This window comes from Agrobacterium sp. 22-214-1, from assembly GCF_053522465.1.
In genome coordinates this window covers 91,922-110,788 of record NZ_JBNWCK010000008.1, presented here as the reverse complement: position 1 = coordinate 110,788, position 18,867 = coordinate 91,922, and the positions used below count along the sequence as shown (strand labels likewise).

Below are 18,867 nucleotides of genomic sequence, written 5' to 3'. Positions count from 1 at the left end.
ATGGCGGTGCTCATGAACGACGTAACCGAAACGGCCAGGATCCCGAAGGCGCGCTCGCCGCTGCGCGCGTTGGGCGGGCCCCTTGTCATCATCGCCGCCGCCATCATCGGTTACTTCCTGTTTCCGGATAATCTGGCGCTTCTGACGCGCATCATCGCAATTGCGCTTCTGGTGCTGTCGATCGATCTCGTCACCGGTTATTGCGGCGTCGCCACGCTCGGCCACGCCGCGCTGTTCGGCGCAGGCGCCTATGCATCCGGTATTGCCGCTGCTCATTTCAACATTACCGATCCGCTGCTGATGACCGCCATCGGCGCGGCTGCGGGCGGCCTGGCCGGGTTGCTGTCAGGCACGGTTCTGCTGCGCGCGCATGGACTGCCGCAACTGGTCCTCTCCATCGCCGTCATCCATCTGTTCCATGAGGCGGCCAACAAGGCGTCGAACTGGACCGGCGGCAGCGACGGCCTGTCAGGCGTGTCGCCCGATGCGCTGTTCGGCACCTTCGAATTCGATCTTTATGGCCGCACCGCCTATATCTATGGCGTCTGCCTGCTGCTTGTCGTTTTTCTGGCGCTTCGGGTCGTTGTCAATTCGCCCTTCGGCATGTTGTGCCGCGGCGTCAAGCAGGACAGCATCCGCATTCAGGCCATGGGCGGCGCGGTCAACGGTACGATTTTGAAGATGTTCGTCATATCAGGCATCGTCGCCGGCATTGGCGGCGCGTTGAACGCCATCTCCACCCAGGTGGTCGGCCTCGACAGCCTCTCCTTCACGCTGTCCGCCGAGGGGCTGGTCATGCTGGTGCTCGGCGGCGCGGGCTCGCTTTACGGCGCGCTAATCGGCACCGTCACCTTCATGTGGTTCGAGGATGTCGTTTCCGCCGCCAATCCGTTTCACTGGCTTACCATTGTCGGCCTGCTGCTGATTGCCGTCGTGCTTTTTGCGCCGCGCGGGCTTTATGGCGCGGGTGAGCAGATCATTGCGCGCATCCGTGGAGGTCGCAAATGAGCGCCATTTTCGAAGTCTCCGGCCTCAAGAAGAATTTCGGCGGCCTCGTCGTCACCAACAATGTCTCGCTGTCGCTTTCGCCGGGAGACCGCACGGTGCTGATCGGCCCCAATGGCGCCGGCAAGACCACCTTCGTCAATCTCGTCACCGGCAATATCAAGCCCTCGGCCGGCACTGTGCGCATTGCCGGCGAGGATGTGACCGGCCTCAGCGCCAGCCAGCGGGTGAAGCGCGGCCTCGTGCGCTCCTTCCAGGTCACAAGGCTGTTTCAGGACATGACGCCGGAGGAACATGTGGCGCTTGCAATTCTCCAGCGCGAAGGCAAGACGGGCCGGATTTTCGGCCGTTACCGCGCCATGCCTGCGGTGATGAGCGAAGCCCGCGATATTCTCGGCACGCTTGGCCTTCTGGCACTTGCCGAAACAAAGGTGCGCGAAATCGCCTATGGCCAGCAGCGGCTGATCGAGATCGCGCTTGCCATGGCGCTTCGCCCGAAAATCCTGCTGCTGGACGAACCGGCCGCCGGCGTGCCTTCCACGGAAACCGCGCGCATCGAACAGGCGCTCGACCGGCTGCCGGCCGATCTCGCGATATTGATGATCGAGCACGACATGGATCTGGTCTTCCGTTTCGCCAAACGTGTGGTGGTGCTCGCCGCAGGCGCGGTCATCTTCGACGGTTCGCCGGAAGACGTCACCAGCAATGCGGAAGTCCGCCAAGCCTATCTGGGAAGTTACGCCGATGCCCGCAGCGCCGCTTGAAATCGTCAACCTCACCGCCGGTTATGGCCCCACCCGCGTCATCGAGGGCCTGTCGCTTTCCGTGCCGTCGGGCTCGCGTTTCGCGGTTCTTGGCCGCAACGGCGTCGGCAAGACCAGCCTCTTCGCCACGCTGACCGGCCAGACGAAACGCTTTGCCGGCGATATCCGCATCGGCGGGCAGGACATCGCCGCCCTGCCGAGTGCCGCCCGCGCCAAGGCCGGCCTCGGCTACGTGCCGCAGACCCGCGATGTGTTTCCCACCCTCACCGTCGAGGAAAACCTGTTCGTCGGCCTCAAGGCCCGCCCGAAATCGGCCATCGAGGAAGCCTACACGCTGTTTCCGCGCCTGAAGGAGCGCCGCCGCAATCTCGGCTCGCAACTTTCCGGCGGCGAACAGCAGATGCTCTCCACCGCCCGCACGATTCTCGGCCAGCCGCGCGTGCTGCTTCTCGACGAACCGCTGGAAGGCCTCGCCCCCGTCATCTGCGAGGAGTTGATGGCGGCCTTCTCCAAACTGGCGCAATCCGGTGAAATGACCATTCTCCTCGTCGAACAGCGCATCCAGATGGCCATCGACTTCGCCGATCATGCCATCATCATGGAACGCGGCCGCATCGTCTGGGAAGGACCGTCGAGCGATCTTGCGGAAAACCCGGATATTATCGATACGCATCTTGGGGTTGGCGGGCTTCACTGAGCCAACATATCGTCGTTGCGCGTTCATATATATAATCTCCTTCATACCGGCCTTGAGCCGGTATCCAGCCACCCCAAGTCCTTGCGGTGAAAAGACTCTTCGCGCCGCGCGGACGCGCGCCTACAGGATTCCGGCTAAAGGCCGCAATGACGGAGGGTGACCGATCACACAAAGCCCCCGCCGTCTCATTTGCCCTTCCTCAAAAAACCCAATGGAATAAAAATTCCACTGCAGTTAAAGTGCACACGATTTCAGTCTGCACAAAGGAACGACAATGACGGCAATCGAGGCGCCAGAATCCGTAAAGGCTTTTGAGGAGCGGCTGCTCCAGGTCGCGGAGGGTTTGCCGAAACGATTGCGGCAATGCGCCGATTATGTCGCCTCCAATCAGGATCGCATCGCCGTTTCCACCGTCGCCGAAATGGCGGAAGGTGCTGGCGTACAGCCTTCTGCCTTCATGCGTTTCTGCCAGATCATGGGCTTTTCCGGCTTTTCGGAAATGCAGCGGCTGTTCCGTGATTCCTATGTCGGCGGTTGGCCGGATTATGCCACGCGACTCGACCATCTGCGGGAGAAGGGCGATGAAAGCGCATCCGGCCTGCTTGCCGAATTCGTGGAGGCTGGCCGTTCCTCGCTGGAAATGCTGCTGAAATCGGTCGATACCCGCCAGCTTGACGAGGCGGTTTCGGCGCTGGCGAAGGCGCGCACCGTGCATATCATCGGTCTGCGACGGTCCTTCCCCATTGCCAGCTATCTCGCCTACGCCTTCGAGAAGATGAAGGTGCCGGCGGTGTTGCACAGTGCGGTCGGCGGGCTCGGCAATATCAGCGCCATTTCCCGTGACGACGCGCTGATCGCGATCACCTTTTCCCCCTATTCCGCAGAAACGCTGGAGCTGGCGGAAAACGCCCGCGCCAACGGTATTCCGGTCGTGGCGCTCTCCGATTCCGCCGTCAATCCGCTGCGCAAATCCGGCGCGACGCTGCTGACCGTCACCGAGATCGATTTCGGCGCGTTCCGCTCGCTTTCCGCCACGCTCTGTCTGGCCATTACGCTGGCCGTGGCTGTGGGAACTCGCAAAACAGCCTGAATATTTTTATTGAAAACGGAAAAAATAGAATTTATGATCCAAATCCATGAAACGGGCATTCCATAATCGTCCGTCTCGTGACGAACGAAAATGAGCGGAGGAGGCTCATCGGAGCGGGATGGCGAAAGATGCGGGCGATCGTCGCCTGAATGCCGCTCCAGACATGTGAGGCAGACCGTACCGAGGTGCGGTGCTAAGGAGGAACCTTTTGAAAAAACTTGATCTCATCACGATCGGGCGCTCGTCTGTCGATCTGTACGGTTCGCAGGTCGGCGGCCGTCTGGAGGACATGGCCTCCTTTGCCAAATATATCGGCGGCTCTCCCACCAATATCGCAGCCGGCGCTGCGCGCCTCGGGCTCAATAGCGCCGTCATCACCCGTGTCGGCGATGAGCATATGGGCCGCTTCATCCGCGAACAGCTGGTGCGTGAAGGCGTCGACGTACGTGGCGTGAAAACCGACCCGGAGCGCCTGACCGCGCTGGTGCTGCTCGGCATTCGCGACCAGAACCAGTTCCCGCTGATTTTCTACCGCGAAAACTGCGCCGACATGGCGCTCAGCGAAGACGATATCGATCCCGCCTTCATTGCCGAGGCCGGCTGCGTCTGCGCCACCGGCACGCATCTGTCGCATCCGAAGACGGAAGCGGCCGTGCTGAAGGCACTGAAACTCGCTCGCGAAAATGGCGCGAAGACCGCGCTCGATATCGATTACCGCCCCAATCTCTGGGGTGTGGCCGGCCATGGCGATGGCGAGAGCCGTTTCGTCGAATCGCAGAAGGTCACCGCCAAGCTGCAATCCACCCTGCATCTCTTCGACCTGATCGTCGGCACGGAAGAGGAGTTCCACATTGCCGGCGGCTCGACCGATACGCTGACCGCACTGAATGCCGTGCGCAAGGTTTCGAATGCGACGCTGGTGTGCAAGCGCGGCCCGATGGGTGCTTCGGTTTTCGCCGGTGAAATTCCTTCCAGCCTCGATGATGGCGAGACTGGCGAGGGTTTCCCGATCGAGGTCTTCAACGTTCTGGGGGCCGGCGATGGCTTCATGGCCGGGCTGTTTCGCGGCTGGCTGCGCGGCGAAGACTGGCCGACGACGCTGAAATACGCCAATGCCTGCGGCGCTTTCGCCGTCTCCCGCCATGGCTGCACGCCCGCCTATCCGAGCTGGGAAGAACTGCAATATTTCTTCAAGGCCGGCATTCGCAACAAGGCGCTGCGCAAGGACGAGGCGCTGGAGCAGGTGCACTGGTCGACCAACCGCAAGGGCGACTGGGACACGATGCGCGTCTTCGCCTTCGACCACCGCATGCAGCTGGAAGCCATCGCCGACGAGCTTGGCGTCAAGCACGAGCAGATCGGCGCCTTCAAGAAACTCTGCCTTCAGGCCGCACAGCATGTTGCCGGCGACAGGCCGGGTTACGGCATTCTCTGCGACGGCCGTCTCGGCCGTGACGCCCTGTTTGCCGCCAGCGGCTCGGGCCTATGGATCGGCCGCCCGGTGGAATGGCCGGGTTCGCGCCCACTGACGCTGGAACCCGATCTCGGCAAGGATTTCGGCGGTCTCTCCGAATGGCCGCTTGAAAATGTCGTCAAGGTTCTGTGTTTTTATCATCCCGACGATACGGATGAGATGCGCACCACGCAGGAAGAGACCGTCATGCGTCTGTTCCAGGCGACACGCCGCAACCGGCTGGAAATGCTGCTCGAGGTCATTCCCTCCAAGGTCGGCCCGACCGACGATTTGACCGCCGCCCGCATCATCGAACGCTTTTACGAAATCGGGGTCTATCCCGACTGGTGGAAGCTGGAGCCGATGAAGACCCGTGCTGCGTGGAAAAACGCCTGCGACGCGGTGCATCGCAACGATCCTTACGTGCGGGGCATCGTCGTTCTCGGTCTCGACGCACCGCAAAGCGAACTGGAGGAGAGCTTCCGCCTTGCCGCCGGTTTCGATCTGGTCAAAGGTTTCGCCGTTGGCCGCACGATTTTCGCGGATGCCGCCCGCAGCTGGCTCGGCGGCAAGATGACCGATGAGGAAGCGGTAAAGGATATGGCGCAGCGCTATACTAGCCTGTGCCGCATTTGGGATGAGGCGCGCGCCAAAAAGGGAGAGGCAGCGTGAAGACAATCAGAATGACGGCTGCGCAGGCCATGGTTCGTTACCTGGCAGCGCAGATGAATGAACATGGCGAAACCTATATCGCCGGCATGTGGGCCATTTTCGGCCATGGCAATGTCGCCGGCATCGGCGAAGCGCTTTATGGTATCCGCGACGAACTGCCGACCTATCGCGGCCAGAACGAGCAATCCATGGCCCATGCGGCTATTGCCTATTCGAAGCAGTTGCGTCGCAGACGCGCCATGGCGGTCACCTCCTCCATCGGCCCCGGTGCCGCCAATATGGTAACGGCGGCAGCCCTTGCGCATGTCAACCGCCTTCCCGTGCTGTTGATCCCCGGCGACGTCTTCGCCAATCGCGGCCCCGATCCCGTGCTGCAGCAGTTGGAAGATTTCGGCGATGGCACGATGACGGTGAATGACTGCTTCCGCCCGGTCAGCCGTTATTTCGACCGCATCATGCGGCCGGAACAATTGCTGACAGCGCTTCCCCGCGCCATGCGCACCATGACGGACCCGGCCGATTGCGGCCCCGTCACGCTCGCCTTCTGCCAGGATGTGCAGGCGGAAGCCTATGATTACCCCGAGAGCTTCTTCGAAAAGCGCGTCTGGCGTCAGCGCCGCCCGGAACCGGACGTTGTGGAATTCGATGAAGCCGTCGCTGCGCTCAAGGCGGCGAAGAACCCCATCATCGTTGCCGGCGGCGGCGTTCATTTTGCCGGCGCAACCGAAACCCTGAAGCGCTTTGCCGAAACCCATTCCATTCCCGTCGTCGAAACGCAGGCCGGTAAATCGGCATTGGCGTGGGATCACGATCTCAATTTCGGTCCTGTCGGCGTCACCGGTGCGGAAAGCGCCAATATCATCAGCGAAAAGGCCGATCTGGTCTTCGGCGTCGGCACCCGTTTTCAGGATTTCACCACCGGCTCCTGGGCGCTGTTCAAGAACCCGAACCGCAAGATCCTGGCGCTGAACGTTCAGCCCTATGACAGCGCCAAACATGATGCGATCAGCCTGACGGCGGATGCGAAGATCGGGCTTGAGAAACTTTCCGCAGCGCTTGGCAGCCACCGTTTTGCGGCGCCGGATGCCGGTCTCAAGGCTGCATGGTTCGAAAAGGCCGATGCCGATACGGCAGCGCCGGGCGAAGACAATGCCAACAGCCTGCCCACCGACATGCAGGTCATCGGCGCGGTGCAGCGCCAGTCGCGTGACAATACCGTCGTCATGTGCGCGGCCGGCACCATGCCGGGCGAGCTTCACCAGCTGTGGAAATCCAAGCTGCCGCTCTCCTATCACATGGAATACGGCTTCTCCTGCATGGGTTATGAAGTGGCCGGCGGCCTCGGCATCAAGATGGCGGAACCGGACCGCGACGTGATCGTCATGGTCGGCGACGGCTCCTACATGATGATGAATTCCGAGCTTGCGACCTCGGTTGCCATGGGCGTGAAGATCACGCTCGTCATCACCGACAACAGGGGTTACGGCTGCATCAACCGCCTTCAGATGGAAACCGGTGGCGCGGAGTTCAACAACCTCTACGCCCACACCAACGTCAACCCGATCGCCATCGATTTCGTGGCCCATGCCGGCTCGATGGGAGCGGATGCACGCAAGGTTTCCACCATTACCGAGCTGGAAGAGGCGCTTGCCGCGGCCCGCGCCTCCAGCCGCACCACTGTCATCGTCATCGATACAGATCCTTACCCGACGCCGCAGGCTGGTGGTCACTGGTGGGATGTCGCGGTGCCTGAAACCTCTGATCGCGCTGAAGTCGCCGATGCGCGCGCCCGTTATGAAAACCATCTCAAGGAAAGACAGTAAGATGATCCGTTACGGAACCAACCCGATTGCCTGGTCCAACGACGACGACCGCACGCTGGGCGCGCATATCAGCCTCGAACAATGCCTCGATGAAACCGCCAAGATCGGTTTCGACGGCATCGAGAAGGGCCACAAGTTCCCGACCGAGCCGGAAGGCCTGAAGGGCGTGCTTTCGCCGCGCGGTCTCTCCTTCGTCTCCGGCTGGCATTCGCTGAACCTTCTGACCGACGACATCGAATCCGAAAAGAAGGCGATGCAGCCGGCGCTTGACCTGCTGAAAGCCATGGGCTCGAAGGTTATCATCGTCTGCGAGACCTCCAATGCCATCCATGGCGATGACAACAAGGCGCTGGTCGACCGTCCGCGCCTTGCGGCCGGGGACTGGGCGAAATTCGGTGCGGGTGTCGAAGCGCTGGCCGCCTTTGCCGCAGAACAGGGCATCACCCTCGTTTATCACCACCACATGGGAACGGTGGTCGAGAGCGAAGAGGAAATCGATCTCCTGATGAAGCATACGGGCCCGAAGACGCATCTGCTGCTCGATACCGGCCATTGCCTGTTCGGCGGCGGTGATCCCGTGCGCGTCGCGCAGAAATATATGGGTCGCGTCGGCCATATCCATGCCAAGAACGTGCGCCCTGCCATTGCCGATCAGGTTCGGGGTGAGCGGCTCTCCTTCCTCGAAGGCGTTCGCCGTGGCGTGTTCACCGTTCCCGGCGACAGCGAAGGCGGCGTGAACTTTCCGCCGGTGCTGAAGGTGGCGGCCGAGCGTGGTTACAGCGGCTGGCTGGTGATCGAGGCCGAACAGGACCCGGATGTCCGCAACCCGTTCGAATATCAGAGCCTCGGGCTGAAATCGCTGAAGGCTTTTGCGCGTGAAGCGGGGCTGGACAAGGCTCAGGCTGCTTGAGCTGGACTGACAGCGGGCGGCACACCCCGCCCGTCATACCGGCCTTGAGCGGGTATCCAGCCAGCCCAAGTCCTTGGGCTGAAAAGAGTTGTCCCCGCCGCGCGAACGCGCGTCGGCTGGACCCCGGCTCAAGGCCGGGGTGACGAGACGGCAAGAACCGACGAACGACTGATCAAAAAAGGAACACCACCATGACCTCACTTCTGCGCAAGCCGGTCGCGACCAGCGGCAAGGTGCACGATATCACGCCCCAAAGCGCGGATTGGGGTTATGTCGGTTTCGGCCTCTACCGCCTGAAGCCGGGCGAGACGGCGGCGGAAAACACCGGCGATACCGAAGTCATCCTCGTACTGGTCGAAGGCAAGGCGACGATTTCCGCAGGCGGTAAGGATTTCGGTGAACTCGGCGACCGCATGAATGTGTTCGAGCGCAAGCCGCCGCATTGCGTCTACGTCCCCGCAGGTTCCGAATGGTCGCTGACCGCCACGACCGATTGCACTGTGGGTGTCTGCACGGCGCCCGGCGAAAAAGGCAGCCGCGAGGCGCAGCAGATCGGCCCGAATGGCGTGCAGCTGACCGAGCGTGGCAAGGGCGCCAATACGCGTTATATCTTCCCGATTGCCATGGAAGAGCGCGATGTGGCCGACAGCCTGCTGGTAACGGAAGTCTTCACGCCATCCGGCAACTGGTCCTCCTATCCGCCGCACCGACATGACGAGGATAACTACCCCGATATGACCTATCTGGAGGAGACCTATTATCATCGCCTCAACCCCGCGCAGGGTTTCGGTTTCCAGCGCGTCTTTACCGAAGACGGTTCGCTGGACGAAACCATGGCGGTGTCGGACGGCGATGTCGTGCTGGTGCCCAAGGGCCACCACCCCTGCGGCGCGCCCTATGGTTATGAGATGTATTATCTGAACGTGATGGCGGGGCCGATGCGCAAATGGCGGTTCAAGAACCACCCGGATCACGACTGGATTTTCAAGCGGGATAATCCGTAAGGCATTTCAGGCAAACACCGCTGCCTCCTCATCCCTGTGCTTGTCACAGGGATCCAGCCAGCCCAAGTCCTTGGGCTGAAAGGAGTCTTTCCGCCGCGCGAGAGCCGCGTCGGCTGGATTCCTGTGACAGGCACAGGAATGAGGGAGTGCGCGAAGATATGTCTCGAGACTGTCTTGGCACACAACAAACGCAATTAACGAATTGAATTAATTCAAATAATTTCGGGAGGAGAATACCATGGCCGCTCTTGGCGTGGGCCTTATCGGCACCGGTTACATGGGCAAATGCCACGCGCTGGCGTGGAACAACGTCACCAGCGTCTTCGGCGATGTGGAACGCCCCCGCCTCGTGACGCTCGCGGAAGTCAATCCCGAGCTTGCCGCGAAGAAAGCCGCCGAGTTCGGCTTTGCCCGCTCGACGGGCAACTGGCGCGACCTGCTGTCCGATCCCGAGATCGACGTCATCTCGGTCACCACGCCCAACGCCTTCCACCCGGAAATGGCGATTGCCGCCCTTGAGGCCGGCAAACATGTCTGGTGTGAAAAGCCGATGGCGCCCGCCTTTGCTGACGCGGTGAAGATGCGCGATGCCGCCCGCCGGTCCGGCAAGGCAGCGGCGATGGGTTACAACTATATCCAGAACCCCGTCATCCGCCACATCCGCCGCCTGATCGACGACGGCGCGATCGGCAAGGTCTATCATGTGCGTGCCGAAATGGACGAGGACTTTATGGCCGATGCCACCCAGCCCTTCTACTGGAAGAGTGAGGCGTCTTCCGGTTACGGCGCACTGGATGATTTCGCCGTGCACCCGCTATCGCTGCTTTACGCCCTCTTCGGCCATGCAGAAAGCGCCATTACCGATATGGTGAAACCTTACGAGACCCGTCCGCTTGCCGGCGGCGGCGAGCGGGCCGTCGAAACGCATGATCTTGCCAGCGTCCTCCTGAAGCTCGAAGGCGGCATTTCCGCGGTGCTCATCGCCAACCGTTCCGCCTGGGGCCGCAAGGGCCGCATCGCCATCCAGATTTATGGCTCCACCGGCTCGATCCTGTTCGATCAGGAGCGGATGAACGAGTTCCAGCTTTACAACACGGATGGACGCCCGGAAGAACAGGGGTTCCGAACCATCCTCACCGCCCCGCACCACAAGCCCTATGACCGCTTCATCCCCGCCCCCGGCCACGGCCTCGGCTTCAACGATTTGAAGGTGATCGAATGCCGGGAACTGATCGCGGCAATCGAGGGGAAAAAGGCCCATATCATCGATTTCGAGGAGGGGCTGAAGATCGAGCGCAGCATCCACGCCATGGCCCGGTCGTTTGCCGAAGGGCGCTGGGTTGGAAGCGCCGAGATCGCGGAATAGGAACAGACGCACGCGCGAGGTTGACCGCCGTCGTCACAAACTTCTCTTCCGTCATGGCGGTCCCCGGAACTAGCCCGAGGATGATCCGCATCCAGCCACGGCGCGTCTGCACCGTGAAGGGAGTCTTTCGTGGTCAAAGACTTGACCACGCCGGCATCCCGGCTCGGGGGGCGGAATGACGGTGTATGGCTGTGCGGGCCGCCTCTCCTCAACCCCGAACGATTTCTTCCGCCGCCATCGCCACGCTGAGAACATGATCGTCCGTGCCGTGCAGGCCGGAAAGCAGCAGGCCGACCGGCATGCCCGTATCGCCCGTTCCGCAGGGGATTGAAACACCGCAGAGATCGAAAAAATTGCCGATCTGGGTGTTGCGCAGGATCTTCGCATTCATGGCGAAAAAGACATCGTCACTCTCGAGAAGCGGCGCGACCTTGGCCGCGACATGCGGCAATGTCGGCGATACCAGCAGCTCTTGCCTGCCAATCATGCCGGAAAACGCCGCCGTCATGCGTTCGCGCGCCTCGATGATGGCGATATAATCAGGCATGGAAATATTCGCGCCGAGCCCTGCTCTGGCCACCACGCGCGGGTCCATGCGGGCGGCGTCGGCACCTTCCAGCCGGGTCTTGTGCAGGGCGAAGGCCTCCGCCGTCACCAGCGCACCCTTTTCCCTGATAAGATCGAACAGTTCCGAAAAAATCGGGAATGCCTGCCGCCGCACCGAAGCGCCGGCGCGGACGAGACGTTCCACCGCCTGCTCGAAAGCATCGGCGACGCCATCCTCGATGCCATCGAAAAAGACCGTTTCCGGCACCACCAGCGACAGGCCGGAAAGGGGTGCGCGCGTGAGATCGGCAGCCGCCTTGCCGCGCATGGCGGCGTCCACCCAGACGGCGTCCTGTACGGTGTGCGTGAGCGGGCCGAGCGAATCGAGGCTTTTCGCCAAGGGATAAACGCCGCGCATCGAATAACGGCCGCGGCTTGCCTTATAGCCCACCACGCCGTTGAAGGCGGCCGGAATACGCACCGATCCGCCGGTATCGGTGCCTATCGCCACCGGCACCAGACCGGCAGCCACGGCGACGCCCGCACCCGACGAAGAGCCGCCCGGCAGACGGTGACCATCCGTAGAAGCAGGATTGCGGGGCGTACCGTAGTGCGGATTGATGCCGAGACCGGAGAACGCGAACTCGCTCATATTGGTGCGGCCGATGCAGATCATGCCCGCCTGTTTCAGCGCCGTCACCACATCTGCGTCGCGAGACGCAGGCTTATCGTTGGCAAGCACCGTCGATCCGGCCGTGGTCGCCATGCCTTCGAGGTCAAACAGGTCCTTCCAGGCCACCGGAATACCATCGAGCACACCACAGGAACGGCCCTCACCAATGCGTTTTGCCGCGGCTTCCGCCTCCGACATCGCCCGCGCTGCCGTCAACTCGACAAAAATCGCCTGATCGTCCTCTCCGCCAACCGCATCCAGCGTCTCTTCCACCAGGGCACGCGGATCGAGATGGCCGCTCTGGAGGAGAACGGAAAGCTGCGCGATGTTTTTGCCTTTATGAGCCATGATATCTTCCCTGAAAGTGGCATGTTGCGCACAACATGCCGTTTATCGGCCAGTTGGCAAGGCCAATCGCCGCGCTATCGATCACCGGCATGCCGGATCGGGAAACATGGCGGAGATCGCAGAATTTTGGAGTTTATCCTGACGATTCATTTCTAACCTCCGATTTTTTCAACCTGAGGTGCAGGAACGCCATCTCTTATATAAGCTACGACTATAAAAAGACGGATTAATTCTTAATCGCATCTAAACTTTGTTGAATTATTTAGCAGACAGCATTGAAATGCATGCCCTATAAAATTCCATAAAACAATTATAACGCGACATCGCGGGGGACTATCGCGAATGGAAGATACTGCCTATCGCGGGACAGATAGACAGGTTGAACCGGGCCACACGCTTCGCTCGCCAACGCAGCCGGAAACAAGCCGGTTTTCGCGGCGGCGCTCGCTCGCCAGCAAGATAACCCTGATATTCCTCGGCGGCGTGATCTTTTCCTACAGCATCGGCGCACTTGTCGGCTGGTATATGTTCGTCGCCGCCGCCAGCGAGCAATGGCTCAATCAGGCGCGCGTCAATTCGCAGATCGCCAGCGCCACGCTTCGCAGCATCTATACCTATGTCAGCGTCACCGCCGATGCCGACGGGCAGGTCAACGGCATATTGACCGACAAACCCATCGGCGACGACGAATCCATTCTCGTTACCGGCTTCAACCCCAGCGACGTTCTCGCGCTTATCGGCGCGCAGACCAAGAATGCCGTCTGGCTTTTCCGTTATGACGAGGCGGATTCCGGCTTCCGGCAGATCGCGGCGGCTTTCGACAACGCCACCGATGACGATGAAAAGCCGCTCGCCACCGATCCAATCTTTTCCCGGGATGCGGTCGCCGCGCGTTTTTCCACCGGTTTTGCGACCATCGGCGAATCCAGCCATTATATCGGCCTGCTGCCGATCATCAGCACGGAAACGAAGAAACCCATCGGCGCGGTCGCCGTCAGCATCGGCGGCTCGGACGCGCTTTATGGCGCGCAGCGCAAGCTCATCTATAATTCGCTCGCCGCGCTGATCGTGGTCTTGACTGTCACCGGCGCGCTTGTGACCGTCATCGCCCGGCATTTCCTGAAACCGGTCCCGGCGCTGGTGCAGGCGACGCTTCGGATCGCCCGCGAGGAAACGGATGTCGCCACGCCGTTTCAGGAGCGGCGGGACGAGATCGGCGACATGGCCACCGCCATCGAGACGTTGCGTGAGGCGGTTCTGGAACGCGGACGCCTGCGGCAGATACGCGATATGGCGCAGCAGCTGGAACATATGGCCCATCACGATGCGCTGACCGGGCTGCCCAATCGCGTATTGCTGATGAAGACGCTGGAAAACCGTCTCGAACAGCTTGCCGCGTCAGGCCAGCCGTTCAATGTCATGCTGCTCGATCTGGACCGCTTCAAGGCCGTCAATGATACACTCGGACACGCCGCCGGCGATGCCCTGCTGGTGGCGGTGGCCTCACGGATTTCCGCCGTGCTGGGTGAAAACGACATGGTGAGCCGTCTCGGCGGCGACGAATTCGCGATCATACAATCGGCAAACGGCGACTGCGAGAGCGATGCGGCGATGCTGGCCGCGCGGGTGGTGCATGCCGTCTCGCGCAGTTTCAGTCTCGAAGGCAGCGATATCAGCATCGACACCAGCATCGGCATTGCCTGCGCGCCGGGCCACGGCACATCCGCAACGCAGCTTCTGCAACATGCCGATCTCGGCCTTTACCGGGCGAAATCCATGGGCTGCGGTTATTTCGTCTTTTATGAGCCCGGCATGGACATGGCGGCGCAACACAAGCATGCGCTGGAAATAGACATGAAATCCGCGCTCGAAAACCAGGAATTCGAGCTGCACTACCAGCCGGTTGTCAATCTGCAGAGCGGTCGCATCGTCGCTTATGAAGCGCTGGCCCGCTGGCGGCACAGCAAGCTTGGCCTCATCGCACCGGACCGCTTCATCGCGCTTGCCGAAGAAAACAACTTCATCAAGCCGTTGGGCGAGTGGGTTCTGGCGCAGGCCTGCAGAGACGCGATGACATGGCCGAAGGATATCAGGCTCGCCGTCAATCTATCCGCCGTTCAGCTCAGCAATGACGACATCGTACCGATAGTGGACCGGGCGCTTGAAACATCCGGCTTCCCGGCGGAACGGCTTGAACTGGAAGTGACGGAAACGGTCATGCTGGAGCGCGACAACAGCGCCCGAGCCCTGAAGCTACTGAAGGAAAGGGGCGTTCGCCTCGCGCTTGACGATTTCGGCACCGGCTATGCGGGCCTCAGCACGCTCACCCATGTCGCCTTCGACAAGATCAAGATCGACCGGGAATTCGTCTCCGGCCTGCCATCCAATCCCATGTGTTCCGCCATCGTCAACACCGTCATCGACATGGCTGAACAGATCGGCCTGAAGGTCACCGCCGAGGGCGTTGAAAACAGGGAGCAGGTCGAAGCGCTCAAGCTTTCCGGCTGCGACGAAGCGCAGGGCTATTATTTTGCCGAGCCCGCGCCGCTTGCCCGCATTCTCAAGAACCGCGCCGTCATCGCGCCGATTGCGAAGGATGAATTCGGCGATATCGTTCGACCGACACAGGAAACCTATTGCCCGCCACAAAAAGCCATTTGAGAAACCGGCCGCCGGCCCAGAGGACATAAAATGCGTCTTTCAGTATTTTGCCTTTTCCTCACATGCCTTGCTCCCATCACGCCTCTCCAGGCTGCCGGCGAAGGCGATACGCTTCAGCAGATCGCCAAAACCGCAAAGATCCGCATCGGCTATCGCGAAGCCGAACCGCCCTTTTCCTATCAATTGCCGAATGGGGAGGTTACCGGTTTCTCGACCGATCTTTGTCGGGCGATCAGCGAAGATATTCGCAGGAAGCTGAAGCTCGACAGGATCGAACTCGAATATGTTAAGGCGACGCCCGCGACCCGTTTCATCCTTGTCCGCGGCGGCCAGATCGACATTGAATGCGCGGCCACGACCAATAATAGCGAACGCCGCAAGATCGTGGATTTCTCCTATCCCAATTTCATGACCGCAACGCAGTTTCTCTCCCGCAAGCAGGACAATCTGAAAAGCCTTGCCGATCTTGCCGGGCGGTCCGTCACATCCGCTTCCGGCACGGTCAATATCGAGCAGCTCAATGCCGTGAACCGGGCAAAGAACCTCAATATCTCTGTGATGCCGACGAAAACCAATGAGGAGGCCTTCGAACTCGTGGTTTCCGGCAAGGCCTCCGCCTTTGTCATGGATGGCATATTGCTCGCAGCGCTGGCGGCGACATCAGAGAATCCGGACCTCTATGCGCTCTCTGAGGAAACGCTGAGCGCCCCCGAACCCTATGGCCTGGTTTTCCGGCGCAACGACCCCGGCTTCAAGGCGGCGGTCAATGAAAGCCTTCGGCATATTTTCACCGGGCCGGTCATTCATGGCCTTTATGAAAAATGGTTCACCAAGCCCATTCCCCCAAACGGCATGAACCTGAACCTGCCGATGGCCGCCTCTCTGAAACAGGCATACGAACATCCGAGCGAATACCAGGACTGAGAGCGCAAGCCGTCCACCCGTATCGATTTTCATGAGAATGTTTTGACAGATTATTTGGCTGGAGATGCGCGATGCAGAGATCGACACTATGGCTTATGCTCGTTTTTTCAAGTCTTCTTCCCGCCCAGGCGGTGAGCGAGGATGCCCAACCGCCGACACTTGAAACCATTGCCAGAACCGGCACCATCAAGCTCGGTTACGCCGATCGCAATATTCCCTTTTCCTATCTCGGCGCCGGGCCGGAGCCTATTGGCTACAGCATCGAGCTATGCCTGAGAGTGGCGGATTCCATCAAGAAAAAGCTCGGCCTGCCGGAACTGAAGGTCGAGTTCGTCAAGCGCACGCCCAGCAACCGCATCATGCTTCTCAATGACGGCACGATGGACATGGAATGCGTGGCGAGCACGAATACGGAAGAGAGACGCAAGGCCGTGTGGTTCTCCTACAGCCACTTCATCACCGGCACCCGTTATGTGGCGCTGAAATCGAGCGGCCTGAACACCGTCGCCGATCTCGCCGGGCGAACGGTGGTGGTGACGACGGGAACCATCAACATCACCCAACTCAACGTGCTCAATCGCAAACTGGGGTTGAACGTCGCGGTTCTGCAAAATGACAGCACCGAGGGCAGTTTCGACATGGTGACGGAAAACCGTGCCTCGGCCTTCGTCATGGACGATATACTTCTGCGATCCTTCGTCGCCGAGACCGGCAAGCCGGAAGACTACGTCATCTCCGATGAATATCTCGCTCCGCCGCAACCCTATGGTTTGATGCTCCGCCACGGCGATACCGGCTTTCGCGACGCCGTCAACGAGGCGCTCGGCCAAATTTATGAGAGCGGCGAAATCGATAAAATCTACGACAAATGGTTCAACGCGCCGATCCCGCCAAACGGCATCAACCTGCAGCGCCCGCTGCCCGGCGATCTGGCCGAGGCATTTCGAAAACCCGTCGATACGACAGCGGAATAAAAACGCCGCCCGGTGGCGGGCGGCGTTTTTCGACACGTATCTTACGCGGCGCGCAGATCGGCACCCAGAGGAATCTCGACATCGATCTCCAAGATGGAGACATGCTCGTCGCGATCCATCTTCACATGCACCCGATCATTGTCGATCTGCACATGTTTGGCGATGACGCCGAGAATTTCTTCCCTGAGGATGGCGACCAGATCGGAGCCGGAGGATGCCCTTTCGTGGGCGAGCAGCACCTGCAGGCGTTCACGCGCAAGCGGTGCCGACTTCTGTTTGCGGAAAAGACTAAAGATGCTCATGCAGCCCTCCTTGCGAAGATCTTGGAGAAGATGCCACGCTTCTCGCCCGGAATGACCACCGGAATATCCTCACCGGACAGGCGGCGGGCGGCGTCGAAATAGGCCATGGCCGGCGCGCAGCGGGCATCCGCCAGCGTAACAGGCGCACCGACGTTCGAGGCCCGCAGCACATCCGTGCTTTCCGGAATGATGCCGAGCAGCGGAATGGAAAGGATTTCCAGAACGTCGTCGACCTTCAGCATGTCGCCACGCTCGGCGCGGGAAGCGTCGTAACGCGTCAGAAGCAGGTGCTTCTCCATGCGCTCGCCGCGTTCCGCCTTCAGCGTCTTGGAATCCAGCAGACCGATGATGCGGTCGCTGTCGCGCACCGAGGAGACTTCCGGATTGGTGACGACGACGGCCACATCCGCATGGCGCATGGCCAGCGTCGCACCGCGTTCGATGCCGGCGGGGCTGTCGCAGATCACCCAATCGAAATGTTTCTTCAGCTCGTTGATGACCCATTCGACACCTTCCGGCGTCAGATTGTCCTTGTCGCGCGTCTGCGAGGCAGGCAGGAGGAACAGCGTCTCGAGGCGCTTGTCGCGGATCAGCGCCTGAGTCAGCTTGGCATCACCCTGGATGACGTTGACGAGATCGTAAACCACGCGGCGTTCAGCACCCATGACGAGATCGAGGTTGCGCAGGCCGACATCGAAATCGACGACCACGACCTTCTCCTTGTTCTGCGCCAGTGCGGCGCCAAGCGCTGCGGTCGAGGTGGTCTTTCCCACCCCGCCCTTGCCGGAAGTTACAACGACTACCTTCCCCATATGGCTCTCCTGTTCCTGTGTTGTTTCTCTGTTATCAGCCAAGCTTTGCGGCCTTGATCGTATCGTTTTCCAGCCAGAGCTGAACGGGCTGGCCGCGCAGCCTGTCGTCAATGTCCTCGGCCACCTTGTAGACGCCGTCGATGGCCAGAAGCTCGGCTTCGAGCTTGCGGCAGAAGATGCGCGCCGAAACATTGCCGAGCGAACCGGCCATGGCGCGACCGCGCAGGGCGCCGTAAATATGCACCGAACCGCCGGCGATGATTTCCGCCCCCGAGGCGACCGAACCGATGACGGTCACGTCACCCTCGGGAAACATGATCGACTGGCCGGAGCGAACCGGCTCGTTGATGACCAGCGACGGCACGACGGCCCTGACCTCACCGGCAGCGCGCGGCTTTTCCTCCGGCAACTCGGCAGCGATGGCGACCGGCTCAACCTCGACATCGGAAGCGGGCTTTCCGCCCTTCAGCGACGGCGGCATGCCCGGCTCGATCATCGAGGGGCGAACGCCCTCGATACCCATGATGCCGACATTGCGCTCCGTCAGCGCCGCCAGCAGCTCCTTCAGCCCCGCCTTGTCGAGCGACAGCTCAGACACATCCAGAACCACCGGACGCGACAGGAAGAAGCCCGCCGAACGGGCGGCGAGATCATCGAGCCTTTCCAGCCATTGATCGACCGGAGATTCGGGGGACAGGACGACTGCGAGGAAGGAGCGGCCTTTGATACGGATCGAACGCTGGTCTGTTAGCACTTTGGTCATCTTGGTAAACAAATCGTTGACAATTAGGTACCTCGAATATGGTTAACAAATGGTTAACGCGACCCCTGAAGCGGCGGATT

General features: G+C 60.7%; 16 protein-coding genes. 12 read left to right on the top strand and 4 right to left on the bottom strand.

From position 1 onward, the window contains the following. From ACQZ5G_RS22300 to ACQZ5G_RS22260, 9 genes are all read left to right on the top strand, one after another. The gene (locus ACQZ5G_RS22300; RefSeq protein WP_448738533.1) at positions 1 to 1,008 is read left to right on the top strand and encodes a branched-chain amino acid ABC transporter permease; all 1,008 of its coding nucleotides are present in this window, start codon (positions 1 to 3) and stop codon (positions 1,006 to 1,008) included. Then, positions 1,005 to 1,769 (top strand): ABC transporter ATP-binding protein, encoded by a 765-nt coding sequence (locus tag ACQZ5G_RS22295; protein ID WP_020809643.1) that lies wholly within the window; start codon positions 1,005 to 1,007, stop codon positions 1,767 to 1,769. The genes ACQZ5G_RS22300 and ACQZ5G_RS22295 overlap by 4 nt, the downstream gene beginning before the upstream one ends. Further along, positions 1,750 to 2,466, top strand: a complete 717-nt coding sequence (locus tag ACQZ5G_RS22290; protein WP_448738532.1) for an ABC transporter ATP-binding protein — start codon at positions 1,750 to 1,752, stop codon at positions 2,464 to 2,466. The genes ACQZ5G_RS22295 and ACQZ5G_RS22290 overlap by 20 nt, the downstream gene beginning before the upstream one ends. A gap of 274 nt (positions 2,467 to 2,740) precedes the next feature. Continuing rightward, a complete protein-coding gene (locus ACQZ5G_RS22285; protein WP_003519830.1) occupies positions 2,741 to 3,556 on the top strand; it encodes a MurR/RpiR family transcriptional regulator in 816 nt (271 codons plus the stop codon). A 208-nt stretch (positions 3,557 to 3,764) separates the two neighbouring features. Beyond that, positions 3,765 to 5,681 (top strand): bifunctional 5-dehydro-2-deoxygluconokinase/5-dehydro-2-deoxyphosphogluconate aldolase, encoded by a 1,917-nt coding sequence (locus tag ACQZ5G_RS22280; protein WP_448738531.1) that lies wholly within the window; start codon positions 3,765 to 3,767, stop codon positions 5,679 to 5,681. Then, positions 5,678 to 7,504, top strand: a complete 1,827-nt coding sequence (gene iolD, locus ACQZ5G_RS22275) for a 3D-(3,5/4)-trihydroxycyclohexane-1,2-dione acylhydrolase (decyclizing) (protein WP_448738530.1) — start codon at positions 5,678 to 5,680, stop codon at positions 7,502 to 7,504. The genes ACQZ5G_RS22280 and iolD overlap by 4 nt, the downstream gene beginning before the upstream one ends. 1 nt (position 7,505) lies before the next feature. Next, on the top strand, positions 7,506 to 8,414 hold the full coding sequence (iolE, locus tag ACQZ5G_RS22270) for a myo-inosose-2 dehydratase (protein WP_448738529.1): 909 nt from the start codon (positions 7,506 to 7,508) through the stop codon (positions 8,412 to 8,414). Between the two features lie 191 nt (positions 8,415 to 8,605). Next, positions 8,606 to 9,418: a 5-deoxy-glucuronate isomerase gene (iolB, locus tag ACQZ5G_RS22265; RefSeq protein WP_003519834.1), complete on the top strand. Its 813-nt coding sequence runs from the start codon at positions 8,606 to 8,608 to the stop codon at positions 9,416 to 9,418. 238 nt (positions 9,419 to 9,656) lie between these two features. Then, positions 9,657 to 10,784, top strand: a complete 1,128-nt coding sequence (locus ACQZ5G_RS22260; protein ID WP_003519835.1) for a Gfo/Idh/MocA family protein — start codon at positions 9,657 to 9,659, stop codon at positions 10,782 to 10,784. A gap of 208 nt (positions 10,785 to 10,992) precedes the next feature. On the opposite strand, the gene ACQZ5G_RS22255 is transcribed toward ACQZ5G_RS22260, so the two are convergent. Then, positions 10,993 to 12,351 (bottom strand): amidase, encoded by a 1,359-nt coding sequence (locus tag ACQZ5G_RS22255; protein ID WP_003519836.1) that lies wholly within the window; start codon positions 12,349 to 12,351, stop codon positions 10,993 to 10,995. A 342-nt stretch (positions 12,352 to 12,693) separates the two neighbouring features. On the opposite strand from ACQZ5G_RS22255, the gene ACQZ5G_RS22250 reads away from it, so the two are divergent. The 3 genes from ACQZ5G_RS22250 to ACQZ5G_RS22240 all read left to right on the top strand — a co-directional run bounded on the left by ACQZ5G_RS22250 (position 12,694) and on the right by ACQZ5G_RS22240 (position 16,910). Then, the gene (locus tag ACQZ5G_RS22250) at positions 12,694 to 15,012 is read left to right on the top strand and encodes a putative bifunctional diguanylate cyclase/phosphodiesterase (protein WP_448738528.1); all 2,319 of its coding nucleotides are present in this window, start codon (positions 12,694 to 12,696) and stop codon (positions 15,010 to 15,012) included. 30 nt (positions 15,013 to 15,042) lie between these two features. After that, positions 15,043 to 15,936, top strand: a complete 894-nt coding sequence (locus tag ACQZ5G_RS22245; RefSeq protein WP_020809472.1) for an amino acid ABC transporter substrate-binding protein — start codon at positions 15,043 to 15,045, stop codon at positions 15,934 to 15,936. A gap of 71 nt (positions 15,937 to 16,007) precedes the next feature. Further along, positions 16,008 to 16,910, top strand: a complete 903-nt coding sequence (locus tag ACQZ5G_RS22240; RefSeq protein ID WP_142780394.1) for an amino acid ABC transporter substrate-binding protein — start codon at positions 16,008 to 16,010, stop codon at positions 16,908 to 16,910. A gap of 41 nt (positions 16,911 to 16,951) precedes the next feature. On the opposite strand, the gene minE is transcribed toward ACQZ5G_RS22240, so the two are convergent. The 3 genes from minE to minC are packed head-to-tail and all read right to left on the bottom strand — an operon-like array spanning position 16,952 to position 18,787. Beyond that, complete coding sequence (gene minE / locus ACQZ5G_RS22235) at positions 16,952 to 17,212, bottom strand: cell division topological specificity factor MinE (RefSeq protein ID WP_020809474.1); 261 nt, start codon at positions 17,210 to 17,212, stop codon at positions 16,952 to 16,954. After that, positions 17,209 to 18,024 carry a septum site-determining protein MinD gene (gene minD, locus ACQZ5G_RS22230; protein ID WP_003506498.1) on the bottom strand — a complete coding sequence of 272 codons (816 nt, stop codon included), beginning with the start codon at positions 18,022 to 18,024 and terminating at the stop codon, positions 17,209 to 17,211. Before minD ends, minE begins: the two co-directional genes overlap by 4 nt. 34 nt (positions 18,025 to 18,058) lie before the next feature. Continuing rightward, positions 18,059 to 18,787, bottom strand: a complete 729-nt coding sequence (gene minC / locus ACQZ5G_RS22225; RefSeq protein ID WP_448738527.1) for a septum site-determining protein MinC — start codon at positions 18,785 to 18,787, stop codon at positions 18,059 to 18,061. Positions 18,788 to 18,867: the final 80 nt, after the last annotated feature.

Excerpts from the sequence above, each read along its gene's own strand:
- ACQZ5G_RS22240 (WP_142780394.1), top strand. The coding sequence starts at position 16,008 with ATGCAGAGATCGACACTATGGCTTATGCTCGTTTTTTCAAGTCTTCTT.
- minE (WP_020809474.1), bottom strand. The coding sequence starts at position 17,212 with ATGAGCATCTTTAGTCTTTTCCGCAAACAGAAGTCGGCACCGCTTGCG.
- ACQZ5G_RS22255 (WP_003519836.1), bottom strand. The coding sequence starts at position 12,351 with ATGGCTCATAAAGGCAAAAACATCGCGCAGCTTTCCGTTCTCCTCCAG.
- ACQZ5G_RS22295 (WP_020809643.1), top strand. The coding sequence starts at position 1,005 with ATGAGCGCCATTTTCGAAGTCTCCGGCCTCAAGAAGAATTTCGGCGGC.
- iolE (WP_448738529.1), top strand. The coding sequence starts at position 7,506 with ATGATCCGTTACGGAACCAACCCGATTGCCTGGTCCAACGACGACGAC.
- ACQZ5G_RS22245 (WP_020809472.1), top strand. The coding sequence starts at position 15,043 with ATGCGTCTTTCAGTATTTTGCCTTTTCCTCACATGCCTTGCTCCCATC.
- ACQZ5G_RS22300 (WP_448738533.1), top strand. The coding sequence starts at position 1 with ATGGCGGTGCTCATGAACGACGTAACCGAAACGGCCAGGATCCCGAAG.
- iolB (WP_003519834.1), top strand. The coding sequence starts at position 8,606 with ATGACCTCACTTCTGCGCAAGCCGGTCGCGACCAGCGGCAAGGTGCAC.
- ACQZ5G_RS22250 (WP_448738528.1), top strand. The coding sequence starts at position 12,694 with ATGGAAGATACTGCCTATCGCGGGACAGATAGACAGGTTGAACCGGGC.
- minC (WP_448738527.1), bottom strand. The coding sequence starts at position 18,787 with ATGACCAAAGTGCTAACAGACCAGCGTTCGATCCGTATCAAAGGCCGC.
- ACQZ5G_RS22260 (WP_003519835.1), top strand. The coding sequence starts at position 9,657 with ATGGCCGCTCTTGGCGTGGGCCTTATCGGCACCGGTTACATGGGCAAA.
- ACQZ5G_RS22285 (WP_003519830.1), top strand. The coding sequence starts at position 2,741 with ATGACGGCAATCGAGGCGCCAGAATCCGTAAAGGCTTTTGAGGAGCGG.
- minD (WP_003506498.1), bottom strand. The coding sequence starts at position 18,024 with ATGGGGAAGGTAGTCGTTGTAACTTCCGGCAAGGGCGGGGTGGGAAAG.
- ACQZ5G_RS22290 (WP_448738532.1), top strand. The coding sequence starts at position 1,750 with ATGCCCGCAGCGCCGCTTGAAATCGTCAACCTCACCGCCGGTTATGGC.